The following is a 20,070-nucleotide window of genomic DNA, read 5'->3' as shown; positions in this document are numbered from 1 at the left end:
ATTTATTTTTCCTGATTTAAACATCATTTTATTTATAAAAAGTAAGTTGTTTATTGGGTTAATACTTGACTATAATAATCAACTATTAGATAGCATTGTTGGTACTTCGTGATGAAAGATAAAGATTTAGTTTGCTACAAAACGTTTCCTGTTTGGGATGCAAAAACGTTACCCGATTTGTTTCGTGAAAAACATAATACACAACTAGGCACTTGGGCAAAATTAAACATTATAAAAGGTCATATCAATTTTGATATGTTAACCGAGCAAGGCGATATCGTTTCTCAATATGTTTTTGATGTTGAGCATCAGCCTCCATTTATTGAGCCTCAGCAATGGCATCGAATAGCTCAAGTTTCAGATGATTTGCAGTGCCAGTTGGCTTTTTATTGTCAACCTGAGGATTATAGCCAGAAAAAATATCAGATGACTAAAACCCATTCTGACGTGTTGGAAGTCTGTCAAATCATTCAGGCCGGAAAAGCGCTAGATTTAGGTTGTGGTTCAGGTCGTAATTCACTCTATCTACAGCTACTTGGTTTTGATGTTGATGCCGTTGATAAGTCAGAAATGAGTATTAGTAATTTACAAGAAATTATTGCAAACGATCATTTATCACATATCAATGCATCTATTTATGATATTAACCAGGCTAATTTAAAAGGTAACTACGATTTAATTATTTCAACTGTTGTAATGATGTTTTTACAACCAGATAGAATTCCCGATATCATTCATAATATGCAAAACATAACTAAAACGGGTGGTTATAATTTAATTGTTTGCGCTATGTCAACTGATGATTTTCCTTGCACTGTAGGATTTTCGTTTACGTTTAAAGAGAATGAGTTACTTAATTATTATCAAAATTGGGATATTCTAAAATACAACGAAGATGTTGGTGAACTGCATAAAACGGATATCCATGGCAACCGAATAAAGCTCCGCTTTGCGACGCTATTAGCCAAAAAACGGTGATATTACAGGAACTTATCCTGTAATATCTTTTTAAACTATTTTCCCAGTATCTTACCTACTTCAAACCATGCTTTGCGAGAGTTCAATAGATCTTGAGCTGACATCGGTTTTTTACCTGCGGGTTGTAAAAGTGTTATATTTAATGCGCCATCACTTGTTGCAATACATATCCCTTTTTTATCCGCTTGTAAAATAGTGCCAACAGGTTGATTGTTGGATGTTTTTATCACTTCTGCTTGCCATACCTTTACTGGCTCGCCATTAACGTCAAAATAACTCACAGGCCAAGGATTAAAGGCGCGAATGCAACGTTCAAGTTGCTGTGCCGATAGGTTCCAATCAAGTTTAGCTTCTTGTTTAGATAATTTTTCAGCGTAAGTAACCTGTGATGGATCTTGTTTTTCGGGTTGGATTTTTCCTTCAGAAATGAGCGTTAAGGTATCAAGTAGTCCTTGTGGACCTAATTGTGCCAGTTTGTTATATAACGTTGCACTGGTATCAGAAGGTTCAATTGGACAGGTGAGTTTATATAACATATCACCCGTATCAAGCCCGGCATCCATTTGCATAATTGTGATACCGGTTAAAGTATCACCCGCCCAACAAGCGCGTTGAATAGGAGCTGCGCCGCGCCATCTTGGTAATAATGAACCATGCACATTTAAACAACCTAGTTTAGGCATATCAAGCACAGCTTGCGGTAAAATAAGACCATATGCCACCACAATCATAATGTCGGCATTGAGCTCAGCAATGATTTTTTGATTTTCTTCAGTTTTGAGTGTAGCTGGTTGATAAACCGGAAGATGATTTTCGATGGCTAATTGTTTAACCGGACTTGCCGTTAACTTATTACCACGCCCAGCAGGACGATCGGGCTGAGTAAAAACAGCTATCACATTATGTTTCGCTTCGATTAAAGCTTGTAGGTGTTTGGCAGCAAAATCAGGGGTACCTGCAAAAATAATGTTTAATGGCTTGATATTTTGTGGCATGTATCTTTATCCATAATCAGAAAATAATGAGTGGCATTATAACTGAAATTTTCTTGAGAATCTTTAAACAGAAAGGCGCTTAATTGATAATTAGCGCCTTTGCTTCAAGATAGAGAATAAGTAAAAATTTTATAAAGGTAGATTTCGTTTAATCATACATTCTTTAAAAACTTCAAAAACTTTTTGATTTAATTTCTTACCGTATTTATAGTAAATACCATAATTAAAAAATGTCCAAAAAACACTGTCTTTATATTTTTTGGTCATATTATAACGGCGCATCAGTGTGGCATCACTCATTTTGCCAGATTCAACTTGTTTTATAGTTCTATAACATTGAAACTTAGCCAGTAATCCGATAAAAGTCAGTAAACCGATAATAATCGCGGCTGCAACCGCTAGAGCTAAAATAGTTTGTAGAAAATTCATCATTTTTTAATTCTCCTATTCATTAATTTCGTGAAGTATGTATTAATATTATCAGTTATCAATCATTATAGCCGTTAAGCTTTAAAACGGGAAGAATATTGGCACTAAAGCAATATCAACCGCCATCACTAAAAAGGTTAATGGTACGCCAACTTTAACAAAATCACTAAAACTATACCCCCCAGGCGCAACTACCATCGTTTTAACTGGCGAAGAAACAGGTGTGATAAACGACGCAGAGGTTGCGATGGCAACAGTCATAGCGAATGGATAAGGGGAATAACCAAATTTTAAGGCTAAATCAATCGCAATTGGCGCGATTAATATGGCGGTCGCTGTATTAGAAATAAATAATCCGACAATTGAACATAATAAAAAAACAAAGGTAAGTACCATATATGGACCAAAAGATCGTAAATGGACTTCAAGCCAAGCCGAAATGAGTGATATACCACCAGTTTTATTTAGTGCTAATGCAAAAGGCATCATCCCTATAATTAAAATTAATGTTGGCCAGTGTATCGACTTGTAGGCATTAGTCATATCAATGCACTTTGTTGCGCCCATTAATAAACAGGCAATAAGTGCTGCAACAACATTTGGCACAATACCGGTTACCATTAATATAATCATGATAGCTAAATTAATTAAGGCAGCATAAGCCTGTGAGCTTGCTGGAGCAATGTCATCGATATCGGAAGGATAATCGAGTACTACAAAATCACTGGTACGGGTTTGTAGTTTTTGAATTGATCCCCAATCTCCACAGACTAACAGGGTATCACTCATTTCTAATCGTTCTTGGAATAAGTTATTAGTTTCAACTGGAGCATGATTGCGCCAAATACCGATTACGGTCAAAAAATATTTACTACGAAAATCGATTTCATTAAGTGTTTTACCACATAAGCTTGATTCCGGTAATAAGGCAACTTCAGCCATACCGACCTCTTTAACTTGTTCTGAAAAATATTCACCACGCAATACCTTAGGTTCAAGATTATTGGTATTTAGAAAAGTACGATAGTCAGCTTCGGAGTGTGACATATCAAGCAGTAATATATCGTTTTCTCTAAATTCCGTTGAACCATTGACGGGAATAAGAACCTTTTGGAATTTACGCCAACGTTCAATACCAATAACATTTACGCCATGTTCACTACGCAAGTGTAGGCCATCGATGGTTCGACCAACAAAAGGTGAACCCGCTAAAATTTGCGCACGATGTGCTCGACCAATTAATTTATAGTCACGAATCAAATCCGTAATTCGTCGTCTTTGCGGTTGAATTGTTGTTGGCGCAAGTTGATCTGCGGTAAGCAACCAGTTACGAGTTAATACACAGTAAATAAGACCAACAAACAATACGCCTAAACCTATTGGCGTGATTGAGAAAAAACCAAACTCAGTTAATTTAAAATGGCTAAGTTCACTATTTACGACTAAATTTGGTGCAGTTGCAACTAAAGTCATCATACCGCTGATAAGAGCAGCAATACAAAGTGGCATCATCAATTTTTTGACATGAATACCCGTATGGTTGGCAATACTGATAGCAACCGGAATAAAAATCGCAACTACGCCGGTAGAACTCATTATTGAACCAAGTAGAGCAGAGCCCAGCATAATATAAATGATGATACGAATATCGTTCTTACCCGCTATTTTTAGGATATATTCACTCATTTTAAACGATATACCGGTTCTAACTAGGCTTTCACCAATGATAAATAATAATGCAATAAGAACGATATTGGGATCGCTAAATCCGGCTAATGCTTCAGATGGTGTTAATATACCTGTAATGGTAATAGCGGTAATTGTCAGTATCGCTATTATGTCCATTCTCAATTTACTAAACGAAAATAGTAAAATTGCGATCAATAACAATATACAAATAATTAATAATGGAAAATATTGGGATAAATAATCAGGTAACAGAGCAGAAATTGATGATATTAACCCATGCTCAGATGACAATTGTTTCACAAAAGCAACTCTATGAAGTAAATACTATGTTAAACATAATACATTGATTTATTGTAATAGGGAATATTATCCAGTCAAGTTATCTTAAAATTGCCCACTTTATTATTACATTTTTAACATTTTCTGCTGTTTTTTTTATAACCTATTCGCATTATGGCAAAGTAGGTGTAATTTATGCATCTAAAAGTGGAATAAAACAATAAAAGTTTTTAGGAGAAACTATGTCATCAAAAAAATCAGTAGCACAAATTATAGTCGATGTTTTAGGTGAAGCCGGAGTTAAACATTGTTATGGGATTGTGGGCGATACATTAAACCAAATTACATCTGCCATTAAAAAAAGTGATATTGAGTGGGTGCACGTTCGTCATGAGGAAGTGGGGGCTTTTGCTGCAGGCGCTGAAGCTTATCTAACTGATCAAATAACTGCATGTGCAGGTTCATGTGGACCAGGAAGCTTACACTTTATTAATGGTATTTACGAAGCGCAACGTAATAAAGTGCCGGTTATTTTATTAGCAAGCCAATTGGTTACTTCACAAAGAGGAACTGATTTTCCACAAGAAGTTGATTTTCCATCTGTTTATAAAAATTGTTCGGTATTTTGTCAGGAAATAAATGATCCAACACAAGCAAGACAAATAACCACAGCGGCAGTTCAAGCTGCGATTAATCAACGAGGCGTTGCTGTTTTAGTCATTCCTTATAATATTAGTTTAGAAAAAGTAGAAGATAATAGTGGTCATAAAATTTACCATCCTAAACCAATTATTCATCCTTCTAACGAAGAACTTAATCAAATTGCTGATATATTAAATAAAAATCATAAGATAGCAATCTTTGCCGGACAAGGCGCTCATGAGGCTCATGATGAATTAATTGGTCTTGCAGAAAAACTAAAAGCGCCAATTGTGCATACATCAAGAGCCAAAGATTTTGTTGAATATGATAACCCATATAATGTGGGTATGACTGGTATGTTTGGGGTTGAATCAGGTTCGACCGCAATCAAAGATTGTGACGTACTACTGATGTTAGGTGCTGATTTTGCTTGGTCACAATTTTACCCAAATAAAGCAATCATTATCCAAGTTGACATTGATGCTACGCATCTTGGACGACGTCATCCTGTGAGTGTGGGCGTTGTTGGTAGTACTAAACCAACAATTACAGCTTTATTGCCATTAATTAACGAAAAGCAAGAGACAGCTTTCTTAGTGAAATGTCGTGAGCTATACACCAAGTCAATGAATAAATTAAATAAAAAATCAATGCCTTCAAAAGCAACCATTCATCCTCAATATTTAACTGAATTAGTGGATAAATATGCAACAGATGATGCGGTTCTTTGTGCTGATGTTGGATCTGCTATGGTTTGGGCATGTAGACATTTTAATACTAATGGTAAAAGACGCACCGTAATTAGTTTAAAACATGGCACAATGGCAAATGCGATGCCTCAAGCGTTAGGTGTACAAAAGGCATTTCCTAATCGCCAAGTCATAACTTTATCTGGTGACGGTGGTATTAGTATGTTGATGGGGGATTTATTAACCACCATCCAAGAAAAATTACCAATAAAAATTATCGTACTTAACAATGGTTCACTTAATTTTGTTGAATTAGAGCAGAAAGTAGAAGGATTAGTTGATCATTATACCGACCTACAAAACCCTAATTTTGCTAAAGTTGCTGAATCTATGGGATTGTTTGCAATAAGTGTAGAAGACTCTGATCTGCTTGAAGCAGCAATGCAATCATTTTTATCACACCCAGGCCCTGCATTGTTGGATGTGAAAACCAGCTCAAATGAGCTTGTTATGCCACCTGAAATCCAAGCGTCACAAGTGATGGGCATGGCACTTTATAGTGTAAAAGCCTCATTGCACGGCAAAATGGGAGATGTAGTTGATTTGTTAGTGGATAATTTCATTAAAAAATAATTCATGCTAAGTCGCCTAATGATGTATCATGAAGTTTAAGATAAAGGCTAATTACATGATATATTAAGATTTCTGCCGCAACATGCGGCAGAAAATCGAATTAAAAGCTCACCGCCCCTTGTTCTGCTGAAGTTAAATTTTCCCGAATAACCGAAAAAAGCTCACGGCCATAGCCATAATGAGAATCATGTAAATCAAACGCATAAGGTTGACGCTTAGCGAGTTCAGCTTCATCTACAAGTAAAGTGATTTCACCCGTTTGACCATTAACTCGAATAATATCACCCTCTTGCACTTTACTTAACAATCCCCCTTCGTAAGCTTCTGGCGTCACATGAATTGCTGCTGGTACTTTGCCTGATGCACCAGATAATCGACCATCCGTTAATAACGCAACTTTGTACCCACGATCTTGTAAAACACCGAGTGGTGTAATCAGTTTATGTAATTCAGGCATACCAATTGCTTTTGGTCCTTGATAACGAACAACAACAACACAATCTTTATCTAACTTACCTGCTTTATAATCTGCATCTAAATCATATTGACTATTAAATATTACTGCTGGTGCTTCAATTATTTGATGCTCTTTAGCGATGGCAGACGTTTTCATAATAGCTCGCCCTAAATTGCCAGACATGACTTTTAAGCCGCCATGTGAATCAAATGGCTTTTTAATTGATGCGATAACATTTTCGTCGAGTGATTTGTTTGGACCTTCGCGGAAAATTAATTTACCATTTTCTAAAATAGGCTCTTTGGTGTAGTGGCTAAGACCTCGCCCAACAACAGTTTCAACATCTTCGTGTAATAGACCACCTTCAAGCAATTCTCTGACAAGTAGTGATGTTCCTCCGGCAGCTTGAAAATAATTAATATCAGCTGGGCCATTTGGATAAATTCGACATAAGAGTGGAACAACTGTTGAAAGATCCGAAATATCATCCCAATTAACGATAATCCCAGCAGCCTTAGCCATAGCAACAATATGCATTGTTAGATTGGTTGAGCCACCTGTCGCGAGTAATGCAACTAAACCATTTACAATTACTTTTTCATCAACCATTTTACCAACAGGCATATAATTACCTGATTGATTTGTGAGGCGGGTAATTTGCTGCGCGGCTGCATTAGTTAACTCAAAACGTAATGCTGTTTCTGGATGGACAAATGCGGCTCCGGGTAAATGTAATCCCATAAGTTCAATGACCATTTGATTACTATTTGCGGTGCCATAAAAAGTACACGTTCCACTGGTATGGTATGACGCTGATTCAGATTCTAATAAATCTTCGCGGGAGGCTTTTCCTTCTGAATAGAGCTGGCGTATACGAACTTTTTCTTTATTTGGCAAACCTGAAGGCATTGGGCCGGCTGGTATAAAAATAGCAGGTAAGTGCCCAAAAGTGAGCGCGCCGATAAATAATCCTGGTATAATTTTATCACATATACCAAGATATAAAGCGCCATCAAACATATTGTGTGACAAACCAATAGCAACTGACATAGCAATGATATCTCGACTCATTAACGAAAGTTCCATCCCCGGCTCACCTTGCGTAACGCCATCACACATGGCCGGTACACCGCCAGCCATTTGGCCAACAGCACCTAGTTTATGCAGCACTTTTCGTATCTGTTCTGGATAAAACTCATAAGGTTTATGTGCTGATAACATATCGTTATAAGCACTAATAATGCCAATATTACTTTTTAATATATTTTTTAAGTCATTTTTATCATCAATACAACAAGCGGCAAAACCATGTGCTAAATTACTGCAAGGCAGATTGGCTCGATTGACTCTGTTAGACATGGCATGTTCTATTTTCTGTAAATAAGCTTCACGCGAAGCTTTTGAGCGCGCTATAATACGCTGTGTAACTGCTTGAACTGTTGGATTCACATTAACCTCGTAATTTTTATTGTTATATTCTTTTAATTTTTATATGTTAAAAGCAGTGGCAAATTGAACGGATGACGTTTTCAGTATCGTTGATAACCCCTGCTAATGGCTGTTCGATATTGATGGTATAAACCTCTTTTTCATCAGGCGTCGGCTCTTCTAAGGTATCAAATTGTGATTGCAACATATTGGCTTTTTGATAATGCCCTTCACGTTTTGCTAACCGTTCAGCAATAACATTAAAGCTGCCTTTTAAGTATATAAAGTGAATATTTTCATTTTCACCCCGAATAATATCTCGATAGCGTTTTTTTAACGATGAACAAATTATGATCGAAATATTATTAACATTACTCATTGCAAATGCTGCATTACTGATTAAATGGAGCCAAGGCATACGATCATCATCATTTAATGGGATACCATTACGCATTTTTATGATATTTGCTTTAGAGTGTAAAAAATCACCATCAAGAAAAGCAGCATCAAAGTCATAAGCCACTTGCTTTGCGACTGCTGATTTTCCGCAACCAGATACTCCCATAAAAACAAAAACTTGTTTATTTTTTTTAGTCATTGTTTATCCTTATTATTCCTTTGTTACGGGTAACATTTTGTCACATTAATCTTTTTTTGCAATAGATAAAACATTTTTTTGTGATCGTGATCAGATTTTATCTCTTGCTATCTCAATTAGATGGAGATGATTTATTTCTCTTTATTTGAAAAAAATAGATTTCGATCACAAAACTTATTATTGCTGTTTGCTTTTATATTCGAAAGAAAATAATCTTTCGATATAGCTTTTGTTTTCGAAATAACATAAATCAAGTATGGAGATTAATTATGAAAAAATGCCGGCTTCTTTTCGAAGACAACCTTGTTTTTAAAAATCAATTAGAAGCATTAACCTATATCAGTGAGCAATTGCAGCAAAAAACAATTGTTAAAAAAAGTCATTTGCAAGCACTTATCGCAAGAGAAAATGCCTTTCCAACCGGCATTGCATTTGATAATTATGCTGTTGCGATTCCTCACTGTGAAGCTGAACATGCCAATACCCCTGCTATTTTTATTTTGCGAACAGGTTCACCGGTTGCTTTCAATCGGGCTGATGATGATAGTTTAGTTGATGTCTCGCTAATTATTTCGTTAGTTGTTACCTCGCCTGCAGATCAATTAGCGCTTTTAAAAGCCTTATTTACTAATTTGCAACATGAAGAATTTTATCAGTTTCTTCTAAATGCATCGCAAGAACAAATTACGACGCATTTTGAAAATGTAATATTTCATCAATGAGTTACAGGAGTTTTTATGAAAAAAAAGATTATTGTTGCCTGTGGTGGTGCTGTTGCAACTTCGACATTAGCCGCGGAAGAAATAAAAGAACTATGCAATGAAAATAATATTCAACTTGATCTTATTCAATGTCGTATAAACGAAATAAACACGTTTATTGATGATGTCGACTTAATTTGTACTACAGCAAAGATGGATCAACAGTTTGGTGATATTCCTATTGTACATGGCATGCCTTTTGTGTCTGGTGTAGGTATCGATCAACTTAAACAAAAAATCTTATCTATTTTAAAAGGATAAATCTATGTTTACTGAAATTATGCAGTACATTTTGGATCTAGGTCCATCAGTAATGTTACCTATTGTCATTATCCTATTTTCGTTAGCATTAAGAATGAAACTGGGTGATTCATTAAAAGCTGGAATCCATATAGGTATTGGTTTTGTCGGTATTGGATTGGTTGTTGGTTTATTAACTAGTTCGGTCGGACCTGCGGCGCAAGCAATGGCGGAACGGTTTGATATTAGTCTTAGTATTGTTGATGTTGGATGGCCTGGTGCAGCGCCAATGACTTGGGCCTCACAAATTGCCTTAGTTGCCATTCCTATCGCCATTGTCGTCAATATAGTTATGTTAATTTTAAAATTGACGCGTGTGGTGAATGTTGATATTTGGAATATCTGGCACATGACATTTACAGGTGCACTTGTTTATATCGCGACTGGTTCTTATTGGTTAGGTATTTTAGGTGTTATTGTTCATGCCATTATTGCTTATAAATTAGGTGATTGGTTTGCTAACGATACAAAAGATTTTTTTGAGTTAGATGGAATTGCCGTGCCTCATGGTACCTCAGCATATTGTGGTCCGATAGCTGTGTTTGTTGATACAGTAATTGAAAAAATTCCTTTCATTAACAAAATTAATTTTAATGCTGTTGATATGCAAAAACGGTTTGGCGCATTTGGCGAACCGGTTACAGTTGGTTTATTTATGGGGATATTGTTAGGATTACTTGCAGGTTATGGCGTCAAACAAACATTACAACTGGCGATTCAAACCGCGGCAGTCATGTTATTAATGCCTAGAGTGATTAAACCCATCATGGATGGATTAACTCCCATTTCTAAACAAGCACGTAAACATTTACAATCAAAATTTGGCGGGCAAGACTTTTTAATTGGTTTAGATCCTGCCTTATTACTCGGTCACTCAACAGTCGTATCTGCCAGTTTAATTTTTATTCCATTAAGTATTTTTATTGCAATCGTTCTTCCCGGTAATGAGGTATTACCTTTTGGTGATTTAGCAACAATTGGCTTTTTTATCGCAATGGGTGTGGCGATTCATCAAGGCAATCTGTTTAGGATTATTATTTCCGGTTCAATCATTATTGCTATTACGCTTTGGATTGCAACTCAAATGGTGCCACTAACCACTCAGCTTGCCGTCAATGCCGGTACTATTACTGCTGGTAATGGCATCTCGGTTGGTGCGATGGATCAAGGTGGTTCGCCTATTACCTATATCATGGTTCAGTTAGTTAATTTAAATCAACCTATTGGTTTTGCAGTTATTGGTATCTTTTATTTGTTCTGCCTGTATTTAACCTGGAAACGCGCACAAAAACATAAATTATTGCAACAGCAAATAATAGCAAAAGACCAGATAAATCAATAAATTCGAAGTTGCACTTTAAAAAAAATTAACTGGCTTTGACTATGCGTAATAAGTCAAAGCAATACATTAACAAAATGTGATGACTAACGTAAGGAAATGAAAATGAAAACGGTTATTGTCAATGAAGGCGGAACTTTAGCTGTACAACATGTTGAAGTACCTAAAATAACCTCGCAAAATCAAATTTTAGTAAAAGTGGCTTATTGTGGTTTATGTGGTTCTGATATCCCAAGAATCTTTCATCATGCTGCACATTTTTATCCAATTACACTGGGTCATGAGTTTAGTGGTACCGTGGTTGAAAAAGGCGAGGCAGTCACAGGCTTTGCGATTGGTGATTTGATCTCTTGTGTGCCTTTATTGCCTTGTTTTAAATGTGATGAATGCCAAAAACACTATTATTCACTGTGTAAAAACTATACCTTTGTCGGATCAAGAATGGCAGGTGGATTTGCTCAATATATAGTATTAGATCAAAAAAACGCATTTAAATTACCCGAAGGAGTAAATGCATTGGAAGGCGCTTTTTTTGAGCCAATGACAGTGGGTATGCATGCACTATTATTGGCTAAAGGATGCCAAGATAAAAATTTAGTGATTGTTGGTGGTGGCACAATAGGGTTACTTACCCTGTTATGTGCCAAAGCGATGGGGGCTAAATCGATTACGGTTGTTGATATCAATGATGAGCGTTTAAAACTAGCTCAAAAATTAGGCGCTGATGCTGTCTATAATTCTAAAGATTTAACCGTTCAAGATATTCATCAAGCTTTGTCATCATGCCGTTTTGAGCAAATTGTTTTAGAAACTGCAGGATCGCCTATTACGGTTAAATTAGCTATCGAAATTGCCGGTCCTAGGGCCAAGGTCTGTTTGATTGGCACACTGCATAATGATCTTACCTTGCCAGAAAAAACATTTGGTTTGATTTTAAGGAAGGAGCTTGCAATCTTAGGTAGTTGGATGAACTATTCCGATCCTTGGCCTGGTAAAGAGTGGCAACTGGTGAGCCAATTTTTTGTAGAAGGCAAAATTAAGCTTGATGATCTCATTGCTGTGATTGGTGATTTTGACGCTTTTGTTCATGAAGTGAGTAGTTTGAATGGACAACCCATGAATGGCAAAATTTTATTGAATTGCCGTTAGAATTTTAAATTAATTCCACCATGAAAAAGAGCGCTTATCTTTTGATTTTGTTTGTTATACACTGCTGAAAAATTTTCGAAAAAGGAAATAATATGAATGCAAGTGAAAGACGTCAACAGATATTAGCGCTTATTAATATGAAAGGTACTTTATTGGTGAGTGATTTATCTCAGCAATATGATGTTTCAGAAGTCACGATTCGAACTGATCTCAGATTGCTAGAAAAACAAGGCGTATTAATACGTTTTCATGGTGGCGCAACTAAAATCGTTGATAATGGAGAAATGAAATCGTTTAAAGAGTTGCAATTAGAAGATCGCTATCAGCGATTTATAGAAGCAAAAAAACGTATTGCAATTGAGGCAGTTAAACATGTTAAAGAAGGTGATACTATTATTTTAGATAGCGGTAGTACAACTATGCTAATAGCTGAAGAGCTGGTAAAACTAAAACATATTACAGTGATTACCAATAGTCTGACGTCAGCATTTATCTTATCAGACAATAGTGACATCATGTTGTTTATGTGTGGAGGTACGCTCAGACACAAAACACGCTCTTTTCATGGAAAAATTGCTGAGCAATCATTAGCCGGCATTTCAGCAGATATTTTGTTTGTTGGCGCAGACGGGATTGATGCTGAAAGAGGAATAACAACGTTTAATGAAGGTTATACTATAAGTAGCGTTATGGCTAAAGCTGCAAAACATGTGATTGCGGTTTTAGATTCATCAAAGTTTGGGCGTAATGGTATCAATGTTGTGTTACCTATGAGCCAGCTTGATGTAATTATTACAGATGTTGATGTTAATAGTCGATGTAAACAAGAATTTGAAGCAAAAGGTGTTGGTTTTATAGCTGTATAAAATACAAGGATGATGGGATTTCGATGGAATGTCGTTTATAAAAAAATCATCAATTTCAGCTTATCCAATTTAAGCAAAGACTAATACTGTTACAAACTTTTTTCTTACATCATATTAACCAAATTAAGTAAGTTGAATATTTCTCATAAACAATAGTAGAGTATCATTTGTGTAGGAAAAAAACATGATATTAACCATTACAATGAACCCTTCGGTGGATATCTCTTATCCACTGGCAAAATTTAACATTAATGATATTAATCGAGTAAAAGACGTCAGAAAAACAGCCGGAGGGAAGGGACTGAATGTAACTCGGGGGATTAAATATTCGGGGATAGATGTATTAGCTTCGGGTATTGTTGGTGGCACTACGGGTGAATATATTCAAAAAAAATTGACTGAAGATGATATTAAATATGATTTTTATATTACAAAGCAGGAATCAAGAAATTGTATAGCGATTTTACATGAGGGGAATCAAACTGAAATTCTTGAATCAGGACCTATACTTACTGAACAAGATGTGATTCATTTTTTCAATCATTATCAAACACTATTAAGTCAGGCCAAAGTAATCACAATTTCTGGATCGTTGCCCCAAGGTTTTCCTGTTAATTTTTATGCTCAACTTATTGAAAAAGCGAATAAAAACAATATTCCCGTTTTACTTGATTCATCTGGCAACATGCTGCATGAGGTGTTAATCTCCCAAAATAAACCATATTTGATAAAACCCAATAAGAGTGAACTACAACAAATTCTACAAGTTAATATTGATGAACAAAATATTGATTCACTGATTTCAGCGGTTAATCATCCTTTGTTGGATAACATCGCTTTTGTCATTGTATCATTGGGTAAAAATGGCGCCTTTGCTCGTTGTCATGGACAATATTATCGAGTAACAATTCCTAAAATTAATGTGGTTAATCCTGTCGGTTCTGGAGATGTAACTTTAGCTGGGCTGGCTGTTGGTATTCACCAACATGAACCGGTAGAGGTGATGCTTAAACGAGCTATGACGATGGGCATGTTAAATACGATGGAGTCACAAACTGGTTTTGTCAATATGCAAAACTATGATGGCTATTTCCAGCAAGTTGTTGTCCAACAAGTAATGGATAAATAACGCTTGAAAAGGCGGGGCTATTTAACTTATTTCATCTTAATAAATACTAAAAAGCACAATAATAAAGTTAGCAGATAACGACTTTTACTATTTATCACTTGTTAACTATTTCAACGGTGAGTTCATGTGGCTATGCAGTCGCAGCCTGTTGTGATACTTGTGACAATATCAGCAGCGTATTGTTGTGTTGAGATTGAATGTTTAATGAGTCTCTATACAGGTATGGCAAAAGTGATTGATTGACGTTATTTGCATTAAATGGAAATCAGTTAATGCAAAAATCGATAGAACAGTAAATTCAATGTAGTCGTACAGGAAAATTATAATATGCAAGTTAAAGGACTTCTTTTTGATTTAGATGGGACATTAGTCAACTCATTATCAGCAGTTGAGCGTTGTTGGTTAAAATTTGCCAAGCGTCATCATCTAGATCATGATTATGTGTTGACTTCAATTCATGGGCGTAAAGCGATTGACAATATAAAGTTTTTTTTACCGGATAAACCTAATGAAGAGATAAAACAAGAGTTTAACTGGATGGAGCAATTAGAATCACAAGACTTAGATGGCATAGGTGAAATACCCGGCGCGAGTAAATTTTTACAATTGTTATCATCGCAAAATATACCTTGGGGCATTGTGACTTCTGGCACTAAAATAGTTGCTGAATCTCGATTCAACCTGCTTGGCGTAGCGAAACCACCCGTTTTTATCACGGGTGAAATGGTAGCAAAGACTAAACCTGCTCCGGACGGTTACTTGCAAGGCGCAAAAGCACTTGGATTACTTGCTGAGCAATGTATTGTTTTTGAGGATTCGACTGCAGGAATACAATCTGCTTTTAATGCTAAATGCCAAGTTATTGGTGTTAATTTACTTAACTGTGCTCAGGCAAACATTGCATTGAACATTAATAGTTTTGATGAATTAATCATTAAAAAAGTTATGCCAACGGATATTGTGATTTCAAAAATTAATGCTGAATAACCTTAGATAAACATAATGGATAGTAAGCATAAAACGCAGTTAACAGTTTTTGCTTACTATTAATAAATAACACTATTTGCTGATATCATCCATCACTTGTTTGAAGGTGGTGAATGAGCAAAGTCCCATTGCATTTGTTGGGCATTTTGTCATGTTTAAGGTGACTTTTTGTGGTGGATTATCACGATTCAATGGTGATAAGTTGCGAATTTGATCTGTAGATTGATAAACATACTCAATTTTCATAAATTTTTCGCCACTACTGTTGTTTCGCCATTTTTCGAATACCACTTTGCCGCCAATAGGTGTTGTTTCAAACTGGTTTGGTAAGTTATAAGGTTGAATCTGCAGTGTTGAAAATAAAGAAGCTACATTGGAGTCATGCCCTACTAAAAAAGTAAACTTTATAGTTGAGTCATTTTCAGTGAATGCTTGATTAATATAATTAACTAAATTTGCAGCGACGTGTTTTGCCACAACAGGTGAGCCAAACAGAACCTTATTATAATCTTCTTTAATGGCAACTAGTTGTTTAAATTGCTGCTCATTTTTTATTTTGCCCCAAGCTACTTTTGCTAAAGGTACGCCTTCATAGTATTGTAATATAAAGGCATCGGCAATAGATGTTCCTGTTCGTAGTGGTCCAGTAATACCAGGTTCTTTACCTTTTTCGATGATCAATTGTGTTGGTAAAGCAATAAAGTCACATTGCTTGTTGTTTAAACAATCTTTTGATTTTGGATAATTGATGACATTAGCCATGTCTCGATAGGCTTTATTTAGCTTTTTATTTAACCCGTCAATACCATTAGAATCTGCATTTTGATTAATTGAATTAATAGCAGCTTGTTTAAATTCAGGACTATCATCTCGAATAACGGGAAAAAACAGTGGATCCATCGTACCGAGTTTTTCTTTATGAATAATAGGCACTATACAGCCAGGAAAAGCACCAACCGCAAAATATTGTCCGGTCGCAATTGTTCGTTGAAGGCTGTTGGTGTAAATGTAAACATCTTTTTCTGTTGGGCAACTATCGGCATTCAATAATTTATTATCCACAAGCCATTGGCTAAAATAGTGACCAAAATATGTTTCTAACACACCGCCGCGTATGGTCAAATAACTCGCTGGTGTATCCCATTGTGGCCATTGGTTTGGCGTGACTTTCCCTAGTGTGCTTGTTGGACTTGCTAATGGTGCACGTAAACCATGACGGCTAAATACGACCACTTGTTCTAAAGTATAATCATCTAGCGTATCTGTTGCATATGTTGAAAATGACAACAATGCTGTTAAACCTAATATTCCTTTAAATAGGATTTGTTTCATATGACCTCCTTTTATGTCATTTAAAAACGTGAGTTATAACATTGTTATACTCTTTTGGTTATAGCATAAAAATATTCTTTAGGTGTGGTTTAGTGATCATAATTATGCTTTGTTCAGCATTTAGCAAAAATAATGATCATCATATTCTTTTGATTTATATACCACTTTACCATTAACAATAGTTGCAACTAGTTCATTTTGCTTATTAAGTAAGACTAAATTAGCTAATTTATTGATGGAAATACTACCTAAATCTTCATCAATACCTAATGCTTTTGCTGGGTAATAGCTAGCATGTAGCCATGCTTGTTCAAAACAAATATCTGTAAATTTAGCAAAATTGTTAACAGCACGATCCAGCGTTAATACACTTCCAGCAAGACTTCCTTCATCGGTGCGTACAACATTATCTTGCATATGTACGACTAATTTGCCTAATTGATAATCTCCATTAGGCATACCGGTTGCTCGCATAGCATCCGTGATGAGCAATAAATTTTTACCACAACATTTGTGAGCAATGGCAACAGCTGCAGGATGAACATGGTGGCCATCAACAATGATTTCTGCTTGGCAATTGTCAATACTGAGTGCTGCGCCAACAACACCGGGATTACGATGCTGTAAACCTGACATCCCATTATAACAATGTACTACGCCACTTGCGCCGGCCAACAGTGCCGCTTTAGTAGTTGAATAGTCTGCATCAGTATGTCCTAGCATGACACGTATTTTTTGGCTAGATAGCCATTTGATTATCGCTATCGATTCAGGATATTCAGGCGCTAAAGCGATGCACTTTAATGTCCCTTCTGCAAGTTTTAACCATTTTTCAATGAGTAATTGATTGGGGGCATGTAGTAGTTCTTGTGGGTGTGCACCTTTGTGTGTTGCGGTAAAAAAAGGTCCTTCTAGATATGACCCAAGTAAGGTTGCACCAGATACCCCTTGTTTAATACTATTTTTTACTTGTATTAAAGCCGCTTCAATTTTTTCATGACTTTCCGTTACTGTTGTTGCCAAAAAAGCACCTACACCACGCTGTGCTAGAAAACGACTCATGGTATCAAGAGCGGTATGCGTTGCATCCATCGTATCTGCACCCATTACGCCATGAATATGGGTATCAATTAGTGCTGGTAATACTTTAATCTCATTGACACTGGGTTTATCACTAAGTTCAATATTGGTGATTCTATCTTTTTCAATAGTGATAATGGCATTTTCTAACCAACCAATAGGTGTTAAAACTTGTTTTGCATGAATTTGCTTAGATGCCATCTGAACATTCCTTCTCATAAGTTGATTTTTTTTGTTGTTCATGCCATAAGCTACTAATACTTTTATCGGCATTTTCAACAATTTTTAAACGTAAGGTTTGCAAATCCAATTCATCGCGTTGTAACAATATTTCTAATAATAGCGGCATATTAATACCACTAATCACCTCGATTTTCTCAAATTCGAAGCTAAGCGTAGCCGATAGTTTAAAAGGAGATCCACCAACAATGTCGGTCAAAAAAATGACGCCTTCACCGGTATCGTTTGATTTTAATGATGCTTTGAGCTGTTGTTCAAGTTGTTCACTACTCATCCCATCAGGAAAATCAACTGCGCTAAATTGTATTTGTTCGCCAATAATTTGTGTTGCAGCCTGAAAAAGGCCGGTAGCAAAGCTACCGTGACCGGTTAATATCACACCTATCATAATTTGTCCTTTATAAAAAACCAACTAATTTACCTAAAACACCAATTACTACAGTTAAACCAATTAATTTAACCGGTGAAAAGTTACGTTTCATGAGTGAATAAACCATTAATGTAAATCCTAACGGTAATAGATTAGGCATTAATTTATCCAGTACATCGGTTTGTAGTGCAATATGTGCCTGTCCTGCATTAATTTCTAGTGGTGTGGCTAAATGTACATACGAGGCAACTAAAGCACCAATAACGGTCATGCCAACTATTGATGCAGCATGCGAAATACGTTTAGTGTGCGTTTTTAATAATGGTAAAGTGCTGATACCAGCCCGATAACCGTAGTGAGCAAGGCCAAAACGTAATCCAAAGTGTACCACGTTAAACATTAATAGAAAGATAATTGGTCCAAATAAGCTACCTTCTAATGCCAATGATGCCCCAATTCCTGCACAAATAGGTAATAATGTCAGCCAGAATAATGCGTCACCTATACCGCCTAAAGGCCCCATTAATGCAACTTTAACTGCTCGGATGGTTGAAATATTTTCTTTGCCTTTTTCCATGGCTAATACCAGTCCAGACAAGAATGTCGCATCAAAAGGGTGGACATTAATAAATTCCATATGCATATGCATTGAATTTTTTAAATCATCTTTATTTTGATGAATTTTTCGTAATGCAGGTAAAATTGTAAATAGCCAACCGCCCGCTTGCATACGTTCATAATTGAATGAAGCTTGTAATGCAAGTGATCGAAATGCCATACGATTGATATCACTCTTAGTTAATGTGATATTTTGGCTTTGATCACTGTAGGTATCGGTCGATACTTTGCTGGTAGCTAACGCTTGTTCCATACGCTTTTCTGCTTTTTGTGCCATTTGGCTTTCACTATCGTTATTAAATCCCATCTTCCACCTCCATTGAGCCGGCTGGCTTGTTACTTTGATTGTTATCACGGCTATAATTAAAGAAATCGATCATTGCAATGGCAAGTGCGCCTAATGCAATTGCCAAAATAGGTAATTTTAGAAATGTCACGCCAAGAAAACCGAGAATAAAATAAGCGATATAAGTTTTTTTCATCATAATTTTCATTAACATGGCAAAGCCAATTGCAGGCATCATACCACCGGCAATACTTAACCCATCAAGTAACCATTGTGGTGATTTTTTGACTAACTCAGTAGCTGCATCTGCACCAAAATAGATAGGTAAAAATGCGACAATAAAATAGAAACAAAATAATATAATCATTCCTAAGTAGTTGACCCATTCAATACCTTTGAAGTTGAGTTGATCGACAAATTTGTCGCATTTATGCATCATTGGTGAGTAGATAGTAAATAAAATAGTAATGCAACCTTGCACTGCAATAGCAAATGGTACGGCAATTCCAATCGCTACTTTAGGATCGGCATGAGTTAAAACGGCAAATGTGGTACCAATTACACCACCAATGACCACATTTGGTGGTTGTGCACCGGCTAACGGTACCATCCCCATCCAGACCAATTCCAATGAACCGCCAACATATAAACCTGTTGTGACATCGCCCAAAATTAGACCGACCAAAGGACCAATAACAACCGGTCTATGTAAATGCGTGAGTCCATCAAACAGATCAACGCCAGCAATACCTGCTAATAGCCCAATTAATAACGCATCGATTAACATATAGTGCTC

The 20,070-nt window shown here is 36.2% G+C and carries 19 protein-coding genes; 9 read left to right on the top strand and 10 right to left on the bottom strand.

Features of this window, described 5'->3' with window-relative positions:
* The first annotated feature begins 111 nt into the window (after positions 1-111).
* Entirely contained in the window at positions 112-978 is an 867-nt protein-coding gene (gene tehB, locus J3U56_RS08270; protein ID WP_267344399.1) for an SAM-dependent methyltransferase TehB, read from the top strand.
* A gap of 35 nt (positions 979-1,013) precedes the next feature.
* Here tehB and fmt read toward each other — a convergent pair whose 3' ends face one another.
* From fmt to J3U56_RS08255, 3 genes are all read right to left on the bottom strand, one after another.
* Entirely contained in the window at positions 1,014-1,973 is a 960-nt protein-coding gene (gene fmt, locus J3U56_RS08265) for a methionyl-tRNA formyltransferase (protein ID WP_267367335.1), read from the bottom strand.
* A gap of 129 nt (positions 1,974-2,102) precedes the next feature.
* Positions 2,103-2,405 (bottom strand): hypothetical protein, encoded by a 303-nt coding sequence (locus J3U56_RS08260; RefSeq protein WP_065634471.1) that lies wholly within the window; start codon positions 2,403-2,405, stop codon positions 2,103-2,105.
* 78 nt (positions 2,406-2,483) lie between these two features.
* Complete coding sequence (locus J3U56_RS08255; protein ID WP_369126357.1) at positions 2,484-4,301, bottom strand: SLC13 family permease; 1,818 nt, start codon at positions 4,299-4,301, stop codon at positions 2,484-2,486.
* A gap of 311 nt (positions 4,302-4,612) precedes the next feature.
* Between J3U56_RS08255 and J3U56_RS08250 the strand changes: the two genes are divergently transcribed.
* Complete coding sequence (locus J3U56_RS08250) at positions 4,613-6,334, top strand: thiamine pyrophosphate-dependent enzyme (protein ID WP_065634472.1); 1,722 nt, start codon at positions 4,613-4,615, stop codon at positions 6,332-6,334.
* Positions 6,335-6,434: 100 nt separating this feature from the next.
* Here the strand turns inward: J3U56_RS08250 and edd are convergent, their stop codons facing one another.
* Together edd and J3U56_RS08240 are read right to left on the bottom strand one after the other, a co-directional pair.
* Positions 6,435-8,240 (bottom strand): phosphogluconate dehydratase, encoded by a 1,806-nt coding sequence (gene edd, locus J3U56_RS08245; protein WP_267367332.1) that lies wholly within the window; start codon positions 8,238-8,240, stop codon positions 6,435-6,437.
* Between the two features lie 46 nt (positions 8,241-8,286).
* Positions 8,287-8,817, bottom strand: coding sequence for a gluconokinase, GntK/IdnK-type (locus J3U56_RS08240; RefSeq protein ID WP_267333924.1), 531 nt, complete (start codon positions 8,815-8,817; stop codon positions 8,287-8,289).
* Positions 8,818-9,086: 269 nt separating this feature from the next.
* Between J3U56_RS08240 and gatA the strand changes: the two genes are divergently transcribed.
* The 7 genes from gatA to J3U56_RS08205 all read left to right on the top strand — a co-directional run bounded on the left by gatA (position 9,087) and on the right by J3U56_RS08205 (position 15,348).
* Entirely contained in the window at positions 9,087-9,539 is a 453-nt protein-coding gene (gene gatA / locus J3U56_RS08235) for a PTS galactitol transporter subunit IIA (RefSeq protein WP_267333923.1), read from the top strand.
* 15 nt (positions 9,540-9,554) lie between these two features.
* The gene (gene gatB / locus J3U56_RS08230; protein WP_065634476.1) at positions 9,555-9,839 is read left to right on the top strand and encodes a PTS galactitol transporter subunit IIB; all 285 of its coding nucleotides are present in this window, start codon (positions 9,555-9,557) and stop codon (positions 9,837-9,839) included.
* A gap of 4 nt (positions 9,840-9,843) precedes the next feature.
* Positions 9,844-11,220, top strand: a complete 1,377-nt coding sequence (locus J3U56_RS08225) for a PTS galactitol transporter subunit IIC (RefSeq protein ID WP_267333922.1) — start codon at positions 9,844-9,846, stop codon at positions 11,218-11,220.
* A gap of 102 nt (positions 11,221-11,322) precedes the next feature.
* Positions 11,323-12,366, top strand: a complete 1,044-nt coding sequence (locus J3U56_RS08220) for an alcohol dehydrogenase catalytic domain-containing protein (RefSeq protein WP_267367329.1) — start codon at positions 11,323-11,325, stop codon at positions 12,364-12,366.
* Between the two features lie 92 nt (positions 12,367-12,458).
* Positions 12,459-13,232, top strand: a complete 774-nt coding sequence (locus J3U56_RS08215; protein ID WP_267348801.1) for a DeoR/GlpR family DNA-binding transcription regulator — start codon at positions 12,459-12,461, stop codon at positions 13,230-13,232.
* A 184-nt stretch (positions 13,233-13,416) separates the two neighbouring features.
* Positions 13,417-14,361, top strand: coding sequence for a hexose kinase (locus J3U56_RS08210; RefSeq protein ID WP_267333919.1), 945 nt, complete (start codon positions 13,417-13,419; stop codon positions 14,359-14,361).
* Between the two features lie 327 nt (positions 14,362-14,688).
* Positions 14,689-15,348, top strand: coding sequence for an HAD-IA family hydrolase (locus tag J3U56_RS08205; protein ID WP_267367327.1), 660 nt, complete (start codon positions 14,689-14,691; stop codon positions 15,346-15,348).
* Positions 15,349-15,420: 72 nt separating this feature from the next.
* On the opposite strand, the gene agp is transcribed toward J3U56_RS08205, so the two are convergent.
* The 5 genes from agp to agaW form a co-directional block, all read right to left on the bottom strand.
* Positions 15,421-16,680 carry a bifunctional glucose-1-phosphatase/inositol phosphatase gene (gene agp, locus J3U56_RS08200; protein ID WP_267344410.1) on the bottom strand — a complete coding sequence of 420 codons (1,260 nt, stop codon included), beginning with the start codon at positions 16,678-16,680 and terminating at the stop codon, positions 15,421-15,423.
* A 120-nt stretch (positions 16,681-16,800) separates the two neighbouring features.
* Positions 16,801-17,961, bottom strand: a complete 1,161-nt coding sequence (nagA, locus tag J3U56_RS08195) for an N-acetylglucosamine-6-phosphate deacetylase (RefSeq protein ID WP_267367324.1) — start codon at positions 17,959-17,961, stop codon at positions 16,801-16,803.
* Positions 17,951-18,388 (bottom strand): PTS galactosamine/N-acetylgalactosamine transporter subunit IIA, encoded by a 438-nt coding sequence (gene agaF, locus J3U56_RS08190; protein WP_267333915.1) that lies wholly within the window; start codon positions 18,386-18,388, stop codon positions 17,951-17,953. The genes nagA and agaF overlap by 11 nt, the downstream gene beginning before the upstream one ends.
* Before the next feature lie 10 nt (positions 18,389-18,398).
* Positions 18,399-19,295: a PTS system mannose/fructose/sorbose family transporter subunit IID gene (locus J3U56_RS08185; protein ID WP_267333914.1), complete on the bottom strand. Its 897-nt coding sequence runs from the start codon at positions 19,293-19,295 to the stop codon at positions 18,399-18,401.
* Entirely contained in the window at positions 19,285-20,061 is a 777-nt protein-coding gene (agaW, locus tag J3U56_RS08180) for a PTS N-acetylgalactosamine transporter subunit IIC (RefSeq protein WP_065634485.1), read from the bottom strand. The genes J3U56_RS08185 and agaW overlap by 11 nt, the downstream gene beginning before the upstream one ends.
* Positions 20,062-20,070 lie beyond the last annotated feature (9 nt).

The organism is Gilliamella sp. B2824 (genome assembly GCF_026536245.1).
In the GTDB taxonomy this organism is placed as follows: domain Bacteria; phylum Pseudomonadota; class Gammaproteobacteria; order Enterobacterales; family Orbaceae; genus Gilliamella.
The sequence above is the reverse complement of the archived record's forward strand: the minus strand, read 5'-3'. Positions and strand labels throughout refer to the sequence as shown.

Bases quoted from the DNA above. Each gene is read 5' to 3' on its own strand.
- J3U56_RS08215 (WP_267348801.1), top strand. From the start codon at position 12,459: ATGAATGCAAGTGAAAGACGTCAACAGATATTAGCGCTTATTAATATG.
- J3U56_RS08220 (WP_267367329.1), top strand. From the start codon at position 11,323: ATGAAAACGGTTATTGTCAATGAAGGCGGAACTTTAGCTGTACAACAT.
- J3U56_RS08250 (WP_065634472.1), top strand. From the start codon at position 4,613: ATGTCATCAAAAAAATCAGTAGCACAAATTATAGTCGATGTTTTAGGT.
- J3U56_RS08210 (WP_267333919.1), top strand. From the start codon at position 13,417: ATGATATTAACCATTACAATGAACCCTTCGGTGGATATCTCTTATCCA.
- gatA (WP_267333923.1), top strand. From the start codon at position 9,087: ATGAAAAAATGCCGGCTTCTTTTCGAAGACAACCTTGTTTTTAAAAAT.
- tehB (WP_267344399.1), top strand. From the start codon at position 112: ATGAAAGATAAAGATTTAGTTTGCTACAAAACGTTTCCTGTTTGGGAT.
- J3U56_RS08260 (WP_065634471.1), bottom strand. From the start codon at position 2,405: ATGATGAATTTTCTACAAACTATTTTAGCTCTAGCGGTTGCAGCCGCG.
- nagA (WP_267367324.1), bottom strand. From the start codon at position 17,961: ATGGCATCTAAGCAAATTCATGCAAAACAAGTTTTAACACCTATTGGT.
- agaF (WP_267333915.1), bottom strand. From the start codon at position 18,388: ATGATAGGTGTGATATTAACCGGTCACGGTAGCTTTGCTACCGGCCTT.
- agaW (WP_065634485.1), bottom strand. From the start codon at position 20,061: ATGTTAATCGATGCGTTATTAATTGGGCTATTAGCAGGTATTGCTGGC.
- agp (WP_267344410.1), bottom strand. From the start codon at position 16,680: ATGAAACAAATCCTATTTAAAGGAATATTAGGTTTAACAGCATTGTTG.
- J3U56_RS08225 (WP_267333922.1), top strand. From the start codon at position 9,844: ATGTTTACTGAAATTATGCAGTACATTTTGGATCTAGGTCCATCAGTA.
- J3U56_RS08185 (WP_267333914.1), bottom strand. From the start codon at position 19,295: ATGGGATTTAATAACGATAGTGAAAGCCAAATGGCACAAAAAGCAGAA.
- gatB (WP_065634476.1), top strand. From the start codon at position 9,555: ATGAAAAAAAAGATTATTGTTGCCTGTGGTGGTGCTGTTGCAACTTCG.
- J3U56_RS08205 (WP_267367327.1), top strand. From the start codon at position 14,689: ATGCAAGTTAAAGGACTTCTTTTTGATTTAGATGGGACATTAGTCAAC.
- fmt (WP_267367335.1), bottom strand. From the start codon at position 1,973: ATGCCACAAAATATCAAGCCATTAAACATTATTTTTGCAGGTACCCCT.
- J3U56_RS08240 (WP_267333924.1), bottom strand. From the start codon at position 8,817: ATGACTAAAAAAAATAAACAAGTTTTTGTTTTTATGGGAGTATCTGGT.